Origin of the sequence: Alcaligenes sp. 1735tsa3 (genome assembly GCF_024134565.1) — a bacterium.
GTDB classification, from domain to species: Bacteria; Pseudomonadota; Gammaproteobacteria; order Burkholderiales; family Burkholderiaceae_B; genus Alcaligenes; species Alcaligenes phenolicus.
Genome location: NZ_CP099862.1, coordinates 2,660,998 through 2,678,274, shown reverse-complemented (window position 1 = coordinate 2,678,274; position 17,277 = coordinate 2,660,998). Strand labels below are relative to the sequence as shown.

Sequence of the window (17,277 nt, the reverse complement as noted above, 5' to 3'; positions counted from 1 at the left end):
GGTGACTGACCAAAGTATTCAATTTCAGCTGGAAAATGGCGTAGCACGCATTACCTTGAATCGTCCCGACAAGCTCAACAGCTTCACGGCCGATATGCACGGCGAGCTGGCTCAGGCTCTGGATAAAGTAGAACAGTGCGCGGATCTGCGCGTACTGATTCTGACTGGTAATGGCCGTGGCTTTTGCGCCGGCCAGGACCTGTCCGAGCGTCAGATGAGCGCGGGCGATGCCCCCGTGGATCTGGGTGCCACCATTGAAAAATTCTACGCACCGCTGGTGCGCCGTCTGCGTGCGCTGGCGGCCCCTGTGGTGGTGGGTGTCAATGGTGTGGCCGCCGGTGCTGGCGCGAACCTGGCTCTGGCCGGCGACATCGTGATCGCCACTCGTTCGGCCAGCTTCATCCAGCCATTCTGCCGCCTGGGCTTGCTGCCTGACACTGGCGGTACCTTCTTCCTGCCTCGTCTGGTGGGCACGGCACGCGCGATGGGCCTGTCTTTGCTGGGTGACAAGCTCTCGGCCGAGCAGGCAGCGCAGTGGGGCCTGATCTGGGAATGCGTGGACGATGACGCTTTCCAGGCTCGCCTGAACGAACTGGCCGCCCATTTTGCGCAGGCACCGACCAAAGGTCTGGCTTACGCCAAGAAAGCGATTTATGCCAGTGATGCCCATTCGCTTGATCAACAGTTGGATCTGGAGCGCGACTTGATGCGTGAACTGGGTGCATCCGAGGATTACCGCGAGGGTGTTAATGCATTCCTGGGCAAGCGTGCCCCCCAATTTAAAGGAAAGTAATGCAAAGCAACGCAATGGCTGTTGAAGACCCACAAGCACTGGCCGAGCAGGTCAGTGACCATATGTATGGCAATGACCAGGCATCTCAGGCTTTGGGCCTGAGCCTGGATAGCGTGGCACCGGGCAAGGCCGACATGAGCATGACGGTGCGCGCCGACATGCTCAACGGGCACAAGACCTGTCACGGTGGTTTCATTTTTGCGTTGGCTGACAGCACCTTTGCGTTTGCCTGCAATTCTCGCAATGCACCGACTGTTGCGTCCGGCTGCACTATCGATTACCTGGCTCCTGCCTTTGAAGGGGACGTCCTGACCGCTCGTGCGGTCGAGGCCTCCCTGGCCGGTCGCACCGGGGTGTATGACATCGAGGTGGTCAACCAGAACAACAAGCGCGTTGCCTTGTTCCGTGGGCGCTCGTACCGGCTGAATGGCACGGTACTGGGCGGGATTGAAAAAAAATAATTTTTTGACGATACATACCCTGTAGACCCGGGGGGGGCGGAAGTACCACACCAGCGGCAGGGCAGGAGTACACCATGACAGCAATTAAAGAACAGGTTGGCCGCGATGCCATTGAGCATGCAAGTGTTGACGAAATCCGCAACTTGCAGCTGGAGCGTCTGAAATGGACGCTAAAGCATGCTTACGAGAATGTGCCGCACTATCGGCAGAAATTTGACGAAGCGGGCGTGCACCCCGACGATTTGAAGCAATTGTCGGATATTTCCAAGTTCCCCTTCACGACCAAGCAGGACCTGCGTGACAACTACCCCTTCAAGATGTTTGCGGTTCCCCGCGAACAGGTAGCACGCGTTCACGCGTCCAGCGGCACCACGGGCAAGCCTACCGTGGTTGGCTATACCGCCAAGGACATTTCCACCTGGGCAGACTTGTTTGCCCGTTCCATGTGGGCGGCCGGTGCCCGTCCGGGTGACATTGCCCACGTGGCTTACGGCTACGGCCTGTTCACTGGCGGTCTGGGTGCGCACTACGGTGCCGAGCGCCTGGGTTGTACCGTGGTTCCCATGTCCGGTGGCCAGACTGAAAAACAAGTTCAGTTGATTCAGGATTTCCGTCCTGACGTGATTCTGGTTACCCCTTCGTACTTCTGCAATATCGTCGAAGAGATCGAGCGCCAGGGCATGGACCCCCGCGATACCTCCTTGCGTATCGGTATTTTTGGTGCCGAGCCCTGGACCGGCCAGATGCGTCTGGATATTGAGCAGCGCGCTGGCATCGACGCCGTGGACATCTACGGTCTGTCCGAAGTGATGGGCCCGGGCGTGGCCATGGAGTGTGTGGAAAGCAAGGACGGCCCAGTGGTATGGGAAGACCATTTCTACCCCGAAATCATCAACCCTGAAACCGGCGAGCCTGTGGCTGAGGGTGAAAGTGGTGAACTGGTCTTTACCTCGCTGAGCAAGGAAGCCATGCCCGTCATTCGCTACCGCACTCGCGACCTGACACAACTGTTGCCGCCCACTTCGCGCAGCATGCGCCGTATTGGCAAGATTACGGGCCGCAGCGACGATATGGTCATTGTGCGTGGCGTGAACCTGTTCCCGACCCAGGTCGAAGAACTGGTTCTGAAGATGCCCGAGCTGGCCGCCCAGTATCAGTTGGTATTGAGCCGTAACGGCAATATGGACGAACTGGAAATTCTGGTTGAAGTGCGTCCCGAGTTCAATCACCTGAACGACGCCGAGCGTGAGCAAATGGCCCGTCGTCTGAGCCACTCCATCAAGACCTTTATCGGTGTCAGCGCACGAATTCGTGTGCAGTCCTCCGGCATGGTCGAGCGTACTGTGACGGGCAAAGCCAAACGTGTGATCGACAAGCGCGCGTTCTAAGTCTGGCGTGTTGACGTCAAAAAAACGGCTCTGCTCTGGCAGGGCCGTTTTTGTATTCCGCGCTCTCACGGTATCATTGCAAGCTGGTAGGCGGCCCAGGCCGCTTTTGCAGTATTTTTTCTGATGACATCATGCCCCCAATACCGTCCGGTTTGATTGCCGGCATCGGCACCGACCTGATCCGTATCGAGCGGATCGAGCGCGCCTTGGCTCGTCATGGTGATCGCTTTGTAAAGCGCATTCTGGGCGAGCAGGAGCGAGAGGTCTATGCCCGCCGTCAGGCACGCGACCCGGTGCGCGGCCTGCGCTATCTGGCCACCCGTTTCGCAGCCAAGGAAGCCTTTTCCAAAGCGGTGGGGCTGGGCATGCGCATGCCTATGGCCTGGTCGCGCATGCAAACCTTGAATGCGCCTGGTGGCCGCCCGGTAGTGCGCCTGTCTGCTGATTTGCAAGACTGGTTTGACGCCCGCTTCGGGGCCGTTCATATTTCCCTGACAGATGAATCCGATATGGCCATGGCCTTTGTGGTGCTGGAAGCCAAAGCGCCTGCCATTCCTTCCTTATCCTTAGCTGAGTCTGATACTAAATGAGTTCTTCCTCGCAAGCAGTGCTGCCTCCGGGCCCGGTCATGGTGGACGTGCAGGGCATGGTCCTGACGGATCAGGAGCGTGAGCGCCTGCGTCACCCTCTGGTCGGTGGCGTGATCCTGTTCAGCCGCAACTTTGAAAATCGTGCTCAGCTGACCGCCCTGTGCCAGTCCATTCACGAAGCGCGGGATGAGCCTTTGCTGATCGCCGTGGACCACGAGGGGGGGCGGGTACAGCGTTTCCGCGAGGATGGCTTTACCACGCTGCCCGCCATGAGCCAGTTGGGGCAACTGTGGACGCGCGATGCGGTCAAGGCCGCTGCTGTTGCCGCTGATACGGGCTATGTGCTGGCGGCCGAGCTGCGCGCTTGCGGCGTGGATATGAGCTTTACGCCGGTACTGGATCTGGACTGGGGTGTCAGCAAGGTGATTGGTGATCGCTCTTTCCACCGTAATCCCCGTGCCGTCTCCATGTTGGCGGCCGGCTTGATACGTGGTTTGAACAAGGCCGGTATGGCTGCCTGCGGCAAGCACTTTCCTGGTCATGGCGGCGTAGAGGCAGATTCGCATCACGAGATTCCCGTTGACGACCGTACGCTGGAAGAGATTCTGGACGAGGATGCCGCTCCTTATGGCTGGCTGGGCACCTTGCAGCTACCTTCGGTGATGCCGGCACACGTGATTTATTCCAAAGTGGACCCGCTGCCAGCCGGCTTTTCGTCATACTGGATTCAGCGTGTGCTGCGCAAGGCCCTGGCTTATGACGGCGTGATTTTTTCCGACGACCTGACCATGGAAGGCGCCACTGTCGTGGGCGATATCCTGGCACGTGCTCAGGCTGCCCTGGGTGCCGGTTGCGACATGGTGCTGGTATGCAATCGTCCCGATCTGGCCGACGATCTGCTCTCGCGCCTGGATTTCACGATTTCCGAGGAATCACAAAACCGCATCCGTCGTCTGATGCCGACGACGCCAGCCTTGGATTGGGACGCTTTGCAAGCGGATGAACACTATCAATATGCCCGCGGACTTCAATCTAAAATCCTTTCTGTCTGATTTGCCGAATCTGCCGGGCGTGTACCGGCATATCGACGAACAGGGCGAGGTACTGTATGTGGGCAAGGCGCGTGATCTCAAGCGCCGTGTCAGCTCGTACTTCCAGAAAACGCTGAGCAGCCCCCGTATTGCCCATATGGTGGCGCGCGTCGCGCGCATCGAGGTAACCGTTACCCGCAGCGAGGCCGAGGCCTTGCTGCTGGAAAATAACCTTATCAAGCGCCTGCGGCCGCGCTACAACATTCTTTTCCGGGACGACAAGTCCTACCCCTACCTGATGATCAGCGCCCATCAGGCGCCTCGTATTGCCTATTACCGGGGCAGTACCAGCGGGAAAGGGCATTTTTTCGGCCCTTATCCCAACTCCTGGGCGGTGCGTGAAACCATTCAGATCCTGCAACGGGTGTTTCGTTTGCGGACCTGTGAAGACAGCGTTTACGCCAACCGCAGCCGTCCCTGTTTGCTGCATCAGATCGGGCGCTGTTCGGCCCCCTGTGTGAACTTGATCGCGCCCGAGCAGTATCAGCTGGATGTGCAGCGCGCCATCAGCTTTCTGGACGGGAATACCTCTGAAATTCTGGGCGAGCTGCAAGAGCGCATGATGCAGGCTTCGGACTCGCTGGATTTCGAGCAGGCAGCGATTTTGCGCGACCAGATGAAAGCCCTGTCCGCCGTACTGCAGCAGCAAAGCATGGAGCAGGTGGGCAAGGAAGACGTAGACATTATTGTGGTGCTGAACGCCGGTGGTAAGTTCTGTGTGAACCTGGCCATGGTGCGTGGCGGTCGTCACTTGGGTGACCGTGCTTTCTTCCCCACCCAAATCAACGATGACACCCCTAGTGATGTGCTGGCCGCGTTTATCGCCCAGCACTATCTGGAGCGCCGCATGCCGCCGGTTCTGGTCTGTTCGCACGCTTTGCCCGATGCAGACCTGATGCCATTGCTGGCTGAGCAAACCGGTGTGAAGGCGCGTGTGGTGGTGCGCCCCCAAGGGGTACGCAAGATCTGGCTGGAGCAGGCCACCAAGAATGCCGGCCTGGCCTTGGCCCGTGTGCTGAGCGAATCCACCGCTCGCGCTGACCGTACCCGAGCCCTGGCCGAAGCCCTGCAACTGGACCTGGATGAGGCCCAGCTTGATACCCTGCACATCGAATGTTTCGATATTAGCCATACCGCAGGGGAGGCCACCCAAGCCTCGTGTGTGGTTTATAAACACCACGAGATGCAGAACTCGCTTTATCGCCGCTACAACATTGCAGGCATCACGCCCGGCGATGATTATGCGGCCATGCGCCAAGTGCTGAACCGACGTTTCTCGCGGGTTGCCGAAGGTTTGGCACCTTTGCCCGACATTGTGTTGATCGACGGTGGCAAGGGGCAGGTGGAAATTGCCCGCCAGGTTTTTGTGGAACTGGGCCTGGATATTCACGTCCTGGTCGGCGTTGCCAAGGGTGAAAAGCGTAAAGTAGGTCTGGAAACCCTGGTATTTGCCGATGATCGCCCGCCTGTGGCTTTGGGCGTGGAGTCGGCGGCACTGATGCTGGTCGCTCAGGTGCGTGACGAAGCGCACCGTTTTGCCATTACGGGCATGCGTGCCCAACGTGCCAAAACGCGCAATGTGTCACGCCTGGAAGATATTGACGGGATTGGCGCCAAACGGCGTCAGCGTCTGCTGGCTCGCTTTGGTGGTTTTAGTGGCGTTGCGGACGCAAGTATTGATGAGCTTAGTGCGGTTGATGGAATATCCACTGAACTGGCCGAACGCATTTATCATGCTTTACGATAGGCGAGAGCCTTTGTTTTAAATTAGGTTGGTATCCAAGCTATGCCTTTTAATCTGCCCATAGCCCTGACGTGGCTTCGCATCGTTCTGATCCCCTTGATCGTCGCCCTGTTTTATCTGCCAGCGGATTGGCTGAGCATGGAAACACGCGATCTGTGGGCCGCTTCGGTGTTTATCGTGGCCGCCGCAACGGATTGGTTTGACGGCTGGCTGGCTCGCCGCTGGAACCAGACGTCCTCATTCGGGGCCTTCCTGGACCCGGTTGCGGACAAACTCATGGTCAGTGCCGCTTTGCTGGTCTTGCTGGATCTGGGCCGTGTGGATGCCTTTATCGCCCTGATTATTATTGGCCGTGAAATCACCATTTCGGCATTGCGGGAATGGATGGCCAAGATTGGTGCCAGTGGTAGTGTGGCAGTTCATCGCTTGGGTAAATTCAAAACCGCCGCGCAAATGGTTGCCATTCCTTGTTTGTTGTACTGGTCGCCTGTCATGGGCCTGCCGACACGGATTATTGGGCAAGCCCTGATTATTGTGGCCGCGGTCCTGACGGTCTGGTCCATGTGCTATTACTTGCAGAAGGCCTGGCCGGAAATCAAGAAAAAGCAGCTCTAAGATAAATGGCTAATTCATCAACAACGACGCTGGATGGGGCGGGGCCTGACGGTTCACAGGACTGGCGGGTTATTGGCGTTATCGGTATCGCACACGCCAGTTCGCACTTCTTTCAGCTGATTCTGCCCACACTGTATATTTCCTTTGGCCAAGAGTTCGGTTACGACTTCCTGACCTTGGGTGGTCTGGTGACCACCTTTTATCTGGTGTCCTGTTTTGGGCAGGCCTCTTCCGGTTTTCTGGTTGACCGTATCGGAGCCTTGCCGGTCCTGAAAGTGGGTCTGTCCTGTTTTGTGGTGGCGGCCTTGCTGATCGGGACGGCCAATGGCTATGGAATGCTGTTGGCAGCTGCCTTGATCGGTGGCGTGGGCAATGCCGTGTTCCACCCGGTGGATTACTCCATCCTGAATCATCGTGTCAGCCCGGCTCGTTTGGGCCACGCTTTTAGCGCACATGGTTTGACGGGGAATCTGGGCTGGGCCTTGACGCCGGTCTTTATTACCACGCTGACCATCTATTTCAACTGGCGCGTTGCTGTACTGTCGGCGGCAGCCCTGATTGCGGCCATTCTGGTGCTGGTTCTGATGAACCGGGATGCCTTGGCGGGACGTACAGCCTCGGGAACAGCGCCTGCACGTCCACAGAGCAAGGAATCGGTTTGGACGACGCTATCTACCTTGCTGTCGCGTCCTTCCCTGTGGGGTGCCTTCCTGTTCTTTGCCTTTGCTACAGCAGCGATGGCCGTGGTGCAGAATTACACCATCCCTATGCTGCATAACACCTATGGCATTGATAAGGTAACGGCGGGTACGGCCTTGTCCGGCTTCATGCTGGCTTCGGCAGCGGGCATGTTTGTGGGTGGTTTTATTGCTTCCACGACACCACGTTCTGAATTGATTGTGTTTGTGTCCCTGTGCGTATCGGGCGCTTTGTTGCTAGTACTGGGGGCAGGTTGGGTCATGCCTTCGCTGGCCTTGTTTGTGGTGGGGGCGGCTGGTTTCTGCTCGGGCATTGCTTCGCCATCGCGGGACATGCTGATACGCCGTGTTACCCCCAAAGGGTCTACCGGCGCAGTGTATGGCCTGGTGTACTCGGGCATGGACGTAGGTTCTTCCCTGGCACCAGTGGGCTTTGGTTTGCTGCTGGACGTGGGTTTGACCCAGGCTCCCTGGTATGGTGCCGCCATCGGGTATTGGACCGCGGCCGGTTTGGCTGTGTATGTGGCCTCTACAGTAAGTCGCGCGACCAAATCCTGATCTGCCCGTTGCTATGCAAGGCCGCTTCGGAAGGCCATAAAAGAAAACCCCAAAAACCTGATAGGTTTTTGGGGTTTTTTCTTGCCCTGCCTTAAAGCAGGGGGGAAGCTTGTAGCCGTGAACTCAGAAAAGCATATTGGCTTTTCCGGTTCACGCTTTTCTATATAGCTATATAGAGACTACTGACGCGCCAGACGTGGTTCTTCCACACTATCAGCATGGCTGCTGCGCCAGGGGTTGATATCCAGGCCACCACGGCGGGTGTAGCGCGCATACACCAGCAGACGCTCGGGCTTGCAGCTTTGCTGGATATCGCTGTAGAGGCGTTCTACACAATGTTCGTGGAACTCGGTATGCCGACGCAGTGAGACGATATAGCGCAACAAGGAAGCCGGATCAATCTGCGGGCCGGTATAGCGTACTTGCACACTGCCCCAGTCGGGCTGGCCGGTAACGGGGCAATTGGACTTGAGCAAATCAGAGACCAGAGACTCGGTCACGATGGGGGCGTCTGGCAAGCATTGCAGCAAGCCGCTTTGTGGCGTGTAGTCCTGAATGCTGATGTCCAGCTCATCAATGCAATGGCCTTCGAGCTGACGGATAGGCTGGCCGTTCAAGGCCTTGAGCGGAATCAGCGTCACATTGACAGCGGCACCGGCAACCACGCTCAAGTCTTGCTCCATGCGCTGAACAAGGCTGGCCATATCTTCCACCACTTCATCATTGAACGAGTTCAGATAAAGCTTGAAGGATTTGGACTCGATGATGCGTGGGCTATTCCAGGGAATAACAAAGCGCGCCAGTGCGACGACAGGCTTGCCTTTGGGATTGAGCCAGGAGATCTCGTAACCGTTCCAGATATCGGCGCCATGCCATTGCTCGGGAAGCTGAAGCGCCTGGCGGTTCAGGGAGCGCTCAATACCAAACAGGACACTGGGGTCGTACTGTGTGGGATAAACCACATCGTGCCCAAGAGGCGAGTCTTTAAGAGGGGAGTTGTTGCTCATTGACGGGTGCTGCAGAAATAAAACGGGAAACCGGTGCAGCGAGCAGGCGCTCACCGGGCGGTATAAAGGCGATTATCCCACATTGTGAAATCCTTGTCTCAGTATGCAAAAAACGGCTTGCGCGCCGCACAGTTTTTTATTTCACAAACAGGTAAGTCATTTCATATCTCGAAATTAATTATATATCTATATGATTTTTAAAAGAAAAATATTTACTCTTATATAAGATAGAAAACATGGATGCGGTGCAGCATTTGGGTAGACTGTAGTCATCTTGTTCACTGTTAAATCCATCTTAGGAGTTCACCATGAATGCTCGAGAAACTGAGATCCGCAATTTGCAAAAACGCTGGGCAGAAGACCCACGCTGGCAAGGTATCAAGCGTGGTTACACCGCTGAGGAAGTGATTCGTTTGCGTGGTTCTTTGGTTGAGGAGCACACTCTGGCTCGCCGTGGTGCTGAGCGTCTGTGGCAGTCCATCAATCAGGAACCCTTTGTGAACGCACTGGGCGCCCTGACGGGTAACCAGGCCATGCAACAGGTCAAGGCCGGTTTGAAAGCGATTTACCTGTCGGGTTGGCAAGTGGCTGGCGACGCTAACAGCGCTGGCGAAATGTACCCTGACCAGTCGCTGTACCCCGTCAATTCGGTGCCATCCGTGGTGCGTCGCATCAACAACTCCCTGGCCCGCTGTGATCAGATCCAGTGGATGGAAGGGGTGAGCCCGGGTGACGAAGGCTACGTGGATTACTTCGCTCCTATCGTGGCCGACGCAGAAGCCGGTTTCGGTGGTGTGCTGAACGCATTTGAACTGATGAAGGCCATGATTGTGGCTGGCGCTGCTGGCGTTCACTTCGAGGACCAACTGGCTTCGGCCAAGAAGTGTGGTCACTTGGGTGGCAAAGTGCTGGTGCCAACTCGTGAGGCCATCTCCAAACTGGTGGCTGCTCGTCTGGCTGCTGACGTTCTGGACGTCCCCACCATTCTGGTTGCCCGCACGGATGCGGATGCAGCGGACCTGATCACCAGCGATGTGGACGAGTACGATCGCCCCTTCATTCTGGATGAGCGTACGGTGGAAGGTTTCTACCGCACCCGTGCCGGTCTGGATCAAGCCATTGCCCGTGGTCTGGCCTACGCTCCTTATGCCGATCTGGTCTGGTGCGAAACCTCCACACCGGATCTGGAGTACGCCCGCCGCTTCGCGGAAGCCATCCACCGTCAGTTCCCTGGCAAGCTGCTGTCCTACAACTGCTCGCCATCGTTCAACTGGAAGAAGAACCTGGACGACGCCACGATTGCCAAGTTCCAGCGCGAGCTGGGTGCCATGGGCTACAAGTTCCAGTTCATCACCTTGGCTGGTTTCCACGCACTGAACTACGGCATGTTCGAGCTGGCCCACGGCTACGCCCGCAACCAGATGAGCGCCTTCGTTCAACTGCAGGAAAAAGAGTTCGCCGCTGCACCCCTGGGCTTTACCGCTGTGAAACACCAGCGCGAAGTGGGTACAGGCTACTTTGATGCTGTCACTCAGACAGTTGAAGCCGGTAAGTCCTCGACGACCGCACTGGCTGGCTCCACCGAAGCCGAGCAGTTCGCGCCCTCCGAGGCATAAGCAGGACAGGGAAGGGTAGATAGCCCCTTCTCTGGTTGCAGGCAGCCCACCGTACGCTCCAGTCGGTGGGCTGCTTTTTTATTGGCACACTTTTTTGCTTAAAAACTACATATTTCAAATATCAAATTTGAAGGCTTGATATTTGGTGGCAGCTGTTTTGAACAGACTTTGAAGGTATGGAAAGAGGGAGCGGAAACAAGCCCGAAAAGGCTTGCAAAGCGGGTGGTCAGACCTGCCTGTTCTTCAATTCAAGGTGCACGTTTGCGTGGATTGATTTGCATTCACAGCGCTACATTATTTCGTCATGAAAAGTCTTGATAATCAAGGCATTCTCATAGGGAAAAGGCGTGGTAGACTTTGGCCGCGCAAGGGACGCACAAGCAGTGCGAAATCCTTGTCCTGTGTTGCGGATGGAATAAAAAAAAGGCTGCCAATAAGCAGCCTTGAAAGCATTGAACAGTTAGCGCCGCGTTGGGGGGGTAACGGCCTGAACAAGATGCATAAGGACAACGATATAGGATCGAAGCAAAGTCGTATTGATTTAAATCAAGAATGAAGAAATATCAGTGGCTTATAGTCCTTCCATGCGCGCATATTCGATTTTTTCTCTTCCAAAGCCCCTCACCGATGAGCAGCGGTCACGTCGGCGACACACATTAGCCCGTTTGGGCCTGTCCTGGCTGGCTGCCATGCAGGTGATGATGTTTGCTTTCCCCGGCTATATGCGCTCTTTCAGCACTCGCGCTGAAGACATTGAATCTCTCTCGCAAGTCATTGTGCTCATGAATTGGGCGGGCCTGTGCTTGACCATGCCTGTCGTGCTGTACTGTGCCTGGCCCATCCTGAAAGGGGCTGTCAAAAGCTTGTCCGAAGGTCGTGTAGGCATGGATGTGCCGGTGGCCTTGGGTATTGTGGGTGCCTTCCTGCCTAGTGTGTACAACACCTGGATCCAGCAGGGCGAGGTGTACTACGACTCGGTCACGATGTTCGTGGCCTTTTTGCTGACTGCCCGTTATCTGGAGCTTTGCGCGCGCCAGTCGGTGACGCAGTCCGCATCCCATGGCCTGATCGAACGCTTTCGCCAGTCCGTGACAGGTCATGCCAATACTCTGGCATTCTGGTTCGTCAGCATTCAGCTGGTATTGGCCGCCGCCTTTGGTCTGGTCTGGTACTGGATGGACCCTTCGCATGTCGTTCCCGTGGTGGTTGCCATGCTGGTCATGAGCTGTCCCTGTGCCATGTCCATGTCGGTTCCCTCCGCCGTGGCTTCGGCGCATGCCGGCTTGCTGGCCCGACCTGCCAGGAATGACTTTGAAGTTGTACAACTGACCCAGCAAACTGGCCGCATCGCCCGTCAAAACCTGTACGGTTCGATTGTCTGGCATTTGCTGATGACTCCTTTGGCGGCCTTGGGCATTGTGGCTCCCTGGCTGGCCGCCGTCAGCATGCTGGTGTCCTCTTTGGCCGTGGCGGCCAACTCCTGGCGCATCTATCGCAGCCGCACCCGCGAGGTGCCGGCTCAGTGGACCGGTCCAGCAGCAAGGCAGGGCTGATATGTTTGGCTCTTTGCTGGTCCTGATCCCCATCTCCATTTTTCTGGTCATTGTTATCGGTGTCTCTTTCTGGTGGGCCATTTTTGCTGGCCAGTTTGAAGATACGGGCAATGCGGCTGATTCCATCTTGCTGGACGACGACTCCACAGCGGGTTTGTCGGGAGCAGAGCGTCCACCCGATTCCTGATACCTTCCAATTTTTTTGTTTTTTAGCCCTGCAAATGGTCGGCGACACACAGTCTGCGGGGCGGAAACACGCGCGAGCGCGTGCTTTCCGAAGTTTTTTGATAAGCATCAAGTAGCAGATTACCGACTTGCTGGATGATGTAGCTTGTTGTCGCTTGTATTAACAATGTTTGTTTAGGGGAAGCAAATGGGCACTTCCGATGCAGTCGGAAATAACGCCGAAGTCTTCAATTACGGGATTGTGAGGCAGTTCGCCATCATGACCGTATTTTGGGGCGTCATCGGCATGGCAATAGGCCTTTTTATTGCCTTGCAGTTGATTTGGCCAGAACTCAATTTCGACACACCGTGGCTTAGTTTTGGACGTCTGCGTCCACTGCATACGAACGCTGTGATTTTTGCCTTTGGTGGCACCGGCTTGTTCGCGACATCCTACTATGTCGTGCAGCGTACCTGTCAGGCCCGTTTGTTCTGCGACAAGCTGGCAGCCTTTACCTTCTGGGGCTGGCAAGCCGTGCTGGTGGCCGCGGTCATTACCCTGCCTATGGGTTACACCAGCTCCAAAGAGTACGCCGAACTGGAATGGCCGATTGACATCCTGATCACGCTGGTCTGGGTGGCTTACGCCATTGTGTTCTTTGGCACGATCGTCAAGCGCCGTGTGCGTCACATTTATGTGGCCAACTGGTTCTTTGGCTCCTACATCGTTACCATCGCTGTACTGCACATTTTCAATAACCTGGAACTGCCAGTCAGCTTCATGAAGTCCTACTCGGCCTACGCCGGTGTGCAGGACGCCATGGTGCAGTGGTGGTACGGCCATAACGCCGTGGGCTTTTTCCTGACCACGTCCTTCCTGGGCATGATGTACTACTTCATCCCCAAACAGGCCAACCGCCCCATCTACTCCTACCGTTTGTCCATCGTTCACTTCTGGGCTCTGGGCTTTACGTACATGTGGGCAGGTCCTCACCACTTGCTGTACACCTCCTTGCCAGACTGGACTCAGTCCTTGGGCATGACTTTCTCCCTGATTCTGCTGGCTCCCTCCTGGGGCGGCATGATCAACGGCATCATGACCTTGTCGGGTGCCTGGCACAAGCTGCGTACTGACGCGATCCTGAAGTTCATGGTTGTGGCTCTGTCCTTCTACGGTATGTCCACCTTTGAAGGCTCCATGATGGCTATCCGTACGGTGAACGCGCTGTCGCATTACACCGACTGGACCATCGGTCACGTGCACTCCGGTGCGCTGGGCTGGGTTGCCATGATTACCTTCGGTTCCCTGTACTACCTGATCCCACGTCTGTACGGCCGTACTGAAATGGCTCGTCCTCGTCTGATCGACCTGCACTTCTGGCTGGCTACCCTGGGCGTGGTGCTGTATATCGCTGCGATGTGGATTGCCGGTGTGATGCAAGGTCTGATGTGGCGTGCTACCGGTGTTGATGGCACCTTGACGTACAGCTTTGTGGAAGTCGTGAAAGCTACTTACCCCTTCTACGCAATCCGTGCTTTGGGCGGCGCCTTCTTTGTGGCCGGTATCTTGCTGATGTCCTGGAACGTGTTCCTGACCATCCGTGCAGGCGAGAAAGGCATCAACCCTGTTGTGCCCCTCAAGAACCCAGACGCCCGCGATCCAGCCCTGGTGGGTCCAACCCCTGTGCTGGCCTAAGGAGTAAATCATGGCTAATGACACTAATAAGCGCTTTTCGCACGCCACGATCGAGAAAAATACCGGGCTGCTGATCATCCTGAGTATCTTGGTGATTTCCTTCGCTGGCCTGGTACAGATCGTACCTTTGTTCTTCCAACACTCGACCACGCAGCCTACCGAAGGCATCCAGCCATACGAACCTTTGCGACTGATTGGTCGTGACATCTACATCCGTGAAGGATGTGTGGGCTGTCACTCCCAGCAGATCCGTATGCTGCAGTCCGAAGTGCAGCGCTACGGTCCTTACTCGCTGGCCGGTGAGTCCGTGTACGACCACCCCTTCCTGTGGGGCTCCAAGCGTACCGGTCCTGACCTGGCCCGCGTAGGTCAGCGTTACAGCGACGAATGGCACCGCATTCACTTGCGTAACCCACGTAACGTGGTCAAAGAGTCCAATATGCCCGCCTACCCATGGCTGCAGAAGAACTCGGTGGAAGGTGAAAACGTGCAGGATCGCATGAAGGTGCTGCGTACCCTGGGCGTGCCGTACACGCAGGAACAAATTGATGCTGCTCCTCAGGAGCTGGTAGGCAAGACCGAAGAAGATGCAGTGGTTGCTTACTTGCAGGGCCTGGGCGTAGCCAGTCGCGACGCAGCCGCCAAGGCTGTGGAGCAGGGGAGCCACTAAATGCTAGCCATCATCAACGCTGTTGTGACTGCTTTGGCGATGGCTACCTTCCTTGGCATTTGCTGGTGGGCGTTCTCTCGGGGACGCCGCCAGGCCAACGAAGAAGCAGCGCTTCTGCCTTTCGCCTTGCCCGACGAGGGAATCAACGATAAAAACCCTGGGGGTTCCGAATGAGTGACTTTTTTAACAATGGCTGGAGCCTCTGGATTTCCGGCATCGCCTTGTTAGGCATCATATTTTGTTTGTGGCTGTTATTTACTCAGCGTGCATTTCTGGGCAAGACGGTCGATGTGGAAGAAACCGGTCACGTCTGGGATGGTGACCTGACCGAGCTGAACACGCCGGTGCCTCGCTGGTGGACCGTGATGTACATCGGTTTGTGTGTGTTTGCCTTGGGTTACCTGGTGCTGTACCCCGGCCTGGGCAGTTTCAAGGGCACGCTGGGCTTTAGCTCCGGCCAGCAGGTCAAGCAGCAACAGGCCGAGATCAATGCTCGCCTGGAGCCTGTGTACGCCCGTTACCGCGAAATGCCTATCGAAGAGATCGCTCGCGATCAGGAGGCCCGCGAAATTGGTCAGCGCCTGTTCCTGAATAACTGCGCCCAATGTCACGGTTCCGATGCACAAGGTGCTCCCAGCTTCCCTAACCTGGCCAATAAAGCCTGGTTGTGGGGTGGCGAGCCCGAGCAGATTCTGCACACCATTACCGAAGGTCGTACCGGGATGATGCCGCCACAAGCGCAATTCACCCCCGCTCAAGCCTCCGACGTGGCCCAGTATGTGCGCTCCTTGTCCGGCCTGGCTGCAGATCCTCTGCGTCTGGTGGCTGGTAAGCGTGTCTATGACAGCGCATGTTTTGCCTGTCACGGTGCGGATGCCAAGGGCAACACCTTGTTGGGCGCTCCTGATCTGACGGACGATTACTGGTTGTATGGCAGCTCCGAAGCCACCATCGTTCAGACCGTCTTGCAGGGTCGTACCAACCAGATGCCGGCTCAGAAAGCCACTTTGACTCCTGAGCAGATTCGTTTGCTGGCGGGTTGGGTCTGGGGCTTGTCGAACAATGCCGAGCCTGCCCAGGCTAACTAATGTGTTTTAAATTGATCTGACGCCTTCAGGACTTGCAATGAGTAGTGATTCTTCCCAACCCAGCGCTGATAACGCGCAGGGAACTGTGCCCAAGTGGCAACCTCCACGTAACACCAAGGGAGCGGGTGGAACCTCTCCGCAAGTCGAGAAGGCGCTGGTCGATGTACGCAGCAAAATCTATCCACGATCCGTCAAGGGCGTATTCGCCCGCTGGCGGATCTGGATGGTGTATTTCACGCAGATCATTTTCTATGGTCTGCCCTGGTTGGAATGGCATGGCCGTCAGGCCGTGCTGTTTGACCTGCTGGAACGCAAGTTCTACATCTTTGGCATGATTTTGTGGCCCCAGGACGTTATTTACCTGACGGTGCTGCTCCTGATATCTGCCTTCTCCTTATTCCTTTTCACCGCCATGGCCGGACGTTTGTTCTGTGGCTATGCCTGTCCGCAGACGGTCTACACCGAGATCTTCATGTGGGTCGAGCGCAAGGTGGAAGGGGACCGTCTGGCGCGTATCCGCTTGGATGAGCAAGCCTGGAACGCCCGCAAACTACGTCTCAAAGCAACCAAGCACTTCCTGTGGATCGTGATTGCTTTGTGGACCGGCTTTACCTTTATCGGCTACTTCGCTCCTATCCGTGAACTGGGTGGCGAGCTGATCGCCCTGTCTCTGGGCCCTTGGCAGTGGTTCTGGCTCTTGTTCTACGCCTTTGCCACCTGGGGTAACGCAGGTTTCATGCGTGAAGCCGTCTGTAAGTACATGTGCCCCTACGCACGCTTCCAAAGTGCCATGGTGGACAGCGATACCTTTGTGGTGACCTACGATTTTGTGCGTGGTGAAACCCGCGGTGGTCGATCTCGCAAGATTGACCACAAAGAAGCCGGTATGGGTGACTGTGTGGACTGCAGCCTCTGTGTTCAGGTCTGTCCGACCGGTATTGATATTCGTGATGGCCTGCAATACATGTGTATTGGCTGTGGCGCCTGTGTGGACGTCTGTGACCAGGTCATGGACAAGATGGGCTATGAGAAGGGCCTGATCCGCTATACCTCGGAGCGCGCCATTAAAGAGCGCATGACGCAATCGCAGGTGCGGCGTCGCATGCTGCGCCCGCGCGTGCTGTCTTATATCCTGATTCTGGCCGTCATTTGCGGTGCCTTCGTCTACACCTTGGCAACCCGTACCCCGATGCGTGTGGACGTGATTCGTGACCGTGGTGCTCTGGGCCGTGAAGTGCCTGGCGGCATGATCGAAAACGTGTTCCGTCTGCAAGTCATCAATACCTCGGAAGAGGCGATGGAGTTGCAGTTGTCCGTAACAGGTCTGGAAGGCGCACGCATTCACTTGACCGAGAACGGCCAGGATCACATTCATGTGGCCCCTGCTGGCAATAGATTATTGCCTGTCGTGGTGCAAGTCCCAATTAGTAGTGCCAAGCCAGGCCTGTATGATATTTCCATTCAGGCAGTCGGCGAGCATGAAGGGGGCCGCAAAACCTACGTGAATGAACGCAGTAGTTTTTATATTCCTCAGTAACTTTATA

At 56.4% G+C, this 17,277-nt stretch carries 17 protein-coding genes; 16 read left to right on the top strand and 1 reads right to left on the bottom strand.

The window, feature by feature from the left end; all coding sequences use genetic code 11:
* Position 1: 1 nt before the first annotated feature.
* The 8 genes from paaG to NIZ92_RS12440 all read left to right on the top strand — a co-directional run bounded on the left by paaG (position 2) and on the right by NIZ92_RS12440 (position 7,938).
* Positions 2 to 793, top strand: coding sequence for a 2-(1,2-epoxy-1,2-dihydrophenyl)acetyl-CoA isomerase PaaG (paaG, locus tag NIZ92_RS12475; RefSeq protein ID WP_009455980.1), 792 nt, complete (start codon positions 2 to 4; stop codon positions 791 to 793).
* Positions 793 to 1,254, top strand: coding sequence for a hydroxyphenylacetyl-CoA thioesterase PaaI (gene paaI / locus NIZ92_RS12470; RefSeq protein WP_009455979.1), 462 nt, complete (start codon positions 793 to 795; stop codon positions 1,252 to 1,254). Before paaG ends, paaI begins: the two co-directional genes overlap by 1 nt.
* Before the next feature lie 74 nt (positions 1,255 to 1,328).
* On the top strand, positions 1,329 to 2,642 hold the full coding sequence (gene paaK, locus NIZ92_RS12465; protein WP_247966669.1) for a phenylacetate--CoA ligase PaaK: 1,314 nt from the start codon (positions 1,329 to 1,331) through the stop codon (positions 2,640 to 2,642).
* A gap of 131 nt (positions 2,643 to 2,773) precedes the next feature.
* Entirely contained in the window at positions 2,774 to 3,232 is a 459-nt protein-coding gene (gene acpS, locus NIZ92_RS12460) for a holo-ACP synthase (protein ID WP_060185274.1), read from the top strand.
* Positions 3,229 to 4,284: a beta-N-acetylhexosaminidase gene (gene nagZ, locus NIZ92_RS12455; protein WP_009455966.1), complete on the top strand. Its 1,056-nt coding sequence runs from the start codon at positions 3,229 to 3,231 to the stop codon at positions 4,282 to 4,284. Before acpS ends, nagZ begins: the two co-directional genes overlap by 4 nt.
* Entirely contained in the window at positions 4,247 to 6,070 is a 1,824-nt protein-coding gene (gene uvrC, locus NIZ92_RS12450) for an excinuclease ABC subunit UvrC (protein ID WP_035272716.1), read from the top strand. Before nagZ ends, uvrC begins: the two co-directional genes overlap by 38 nt.
* Before the next feature lie 39 nt (positions 6,071 to 6,109).
* On the top strand, positions 6,110 to 6,682 hold the full coding sequence (pgsA, locus tag NIZ92_RS12445; RefSeq protein WP_026482947.1) for a CDP-diacylglycerol--glycerol-3-phosphate 3-phosphatidyltransferase: 573 nt from the start codon (positions 6,110 to 6,112) through the stop codon (positions 6,680 to 6,682).
* A gap of 5 nt (positions 6,683 to 6,687) precedes the next feature.
* Positions 6,688 to 7,938: an MFS transporter gene (locus tag NIZ92_RS12440; protein WP_254002049.1), complete on the top strand. Its 1,251-nt coding sequence runs from the start codon at positions 6,688 to 6,690 to the stop codon at positions 7,936 to 7,938.
* 179 nt (positions 7,939 to 8,117) lie between these two features.
* Here NIZ92_RS12440 and queF read toward each other — a convergent pair whose 3' ends face one another.
* Complete coding sequence (gene queF / locus NIZ92_RS12435) at positions 8,118 to 8,945, bottom strand: NADPH-dependent 7-cyano-7-deazaguanine reductase QueF (RefSeq protein WP_251196196.1); 828 nt, start codon at positions 8,943 to 8,945, stop codon at positions 8,118 to 8,120.
* 308 nt (positions 8,946 to 9,253) lie between these two features.
* On the opposite strand from queF, the gene aceA reads away from it, so the two are divergent.
* From aceA to ccoG, 8 genes are all read left to right on the top strand, one after another.
* Positions 9,254 to 10,561, top strand: coding sequence for an isocitrate lyase (aceA, locus tag NIZ92_RS12430; protein WP_254002048.1), 1,308 nt, complete (start codon positions 9,254 to 9,256; stop codon positions 10,559 to 10,561).
* A gap of 584 nt (positions 10,562 to 11,145) precedes the next feature.
* Positions 11,146 to 12,114, top strand: coding sequence for a hypothetical protein (locus tag NIZ92_RS12425; RefSeq protein WP_254003221.1), 969 nt, complete (start codon positions 11,146 to 11,148; stop codon positions 12,112 to 12,114).
* 1 nt (position 12,115) lies between these two features.
* Positions 12,116 to 12,301, top strand: coding sequence for a cbb3-type cytochrome oxidase assembly protein CcoS (ccoS, locus tag NIZ92_RS12420; RefSeq protein ID WP_009455947.1), 186 nt, complete (start codon positions 12,116 to 12,118; stop codon positions 12,299 to 12,301).
* A gap of 186 nt (positions 12,302 to 12,487) precedes the next feature.
* Positions 12,488 to 13,975, top strand: a complete 1,488-nt coding sequence (gene ccoN, locus NIZ92_RS12415) for a cytochrome-c oxidase, cbb3-type subunit I (protein ID WP_021446465.1) — start codon at positions 12,488 to 12,490, stop codon at positions 13,973 to 13,975.
* A 10-nt stretch (positions 13,976 to 13,985) separates the two neighbouring features.
* Entirely contained in the window at positions 13,986 to 14,645 is a 660-nt protein-coding gene (gene ccoO, locus NIZ92_RS12410; protein WP_035272720.1) for a cytochrome-c oxidase, cbb3-type subunit II, read from the top strand.
* Positions 14,646 to 14,819, top strand: a complete 174-nt coding sequence (locus NIZ92_RS12405) for a CcoQ/FixQ family Cbb3-type cytochrome c oxidase assembly chaperone (RefSeq protein ID WP_035272721.1) — start codon at positions 14,646 to 14,648, stop codon at positions 14,817 to 14,819. It abuts the gene before it with no gap.
* Entirely contained in the window at positions 14,816 to 15,733 is a 918-nt protein-coding gene (gene ccoP / locus NIZ92_RS12400) for a cytochrome-c oxidase, cbb3-type subunit III (protein WP_035272722.1), read from the top strand. The genes NIZ92_RS12405 and ccoP overlap by 4 nt, the downstream gene beginning before the upstream one ends.
* Positions 15,734 to 15,770: 37 nt before the next feature.
* Complete coding sequence (gene ccoG / locus NIZ92_RS12395) at positions 15,771 to 17,270, top strand: cytochrome c oxidase accessory protein CcoG (RefSeq protein WP_026482942.1); 1,500 nt, start codon at positions 15,771 to 15,773, stop codon at positions 17,268 to 17,270.
* Positions 17,271 to 17,277 lie beyond the last annotated feature (7 nt).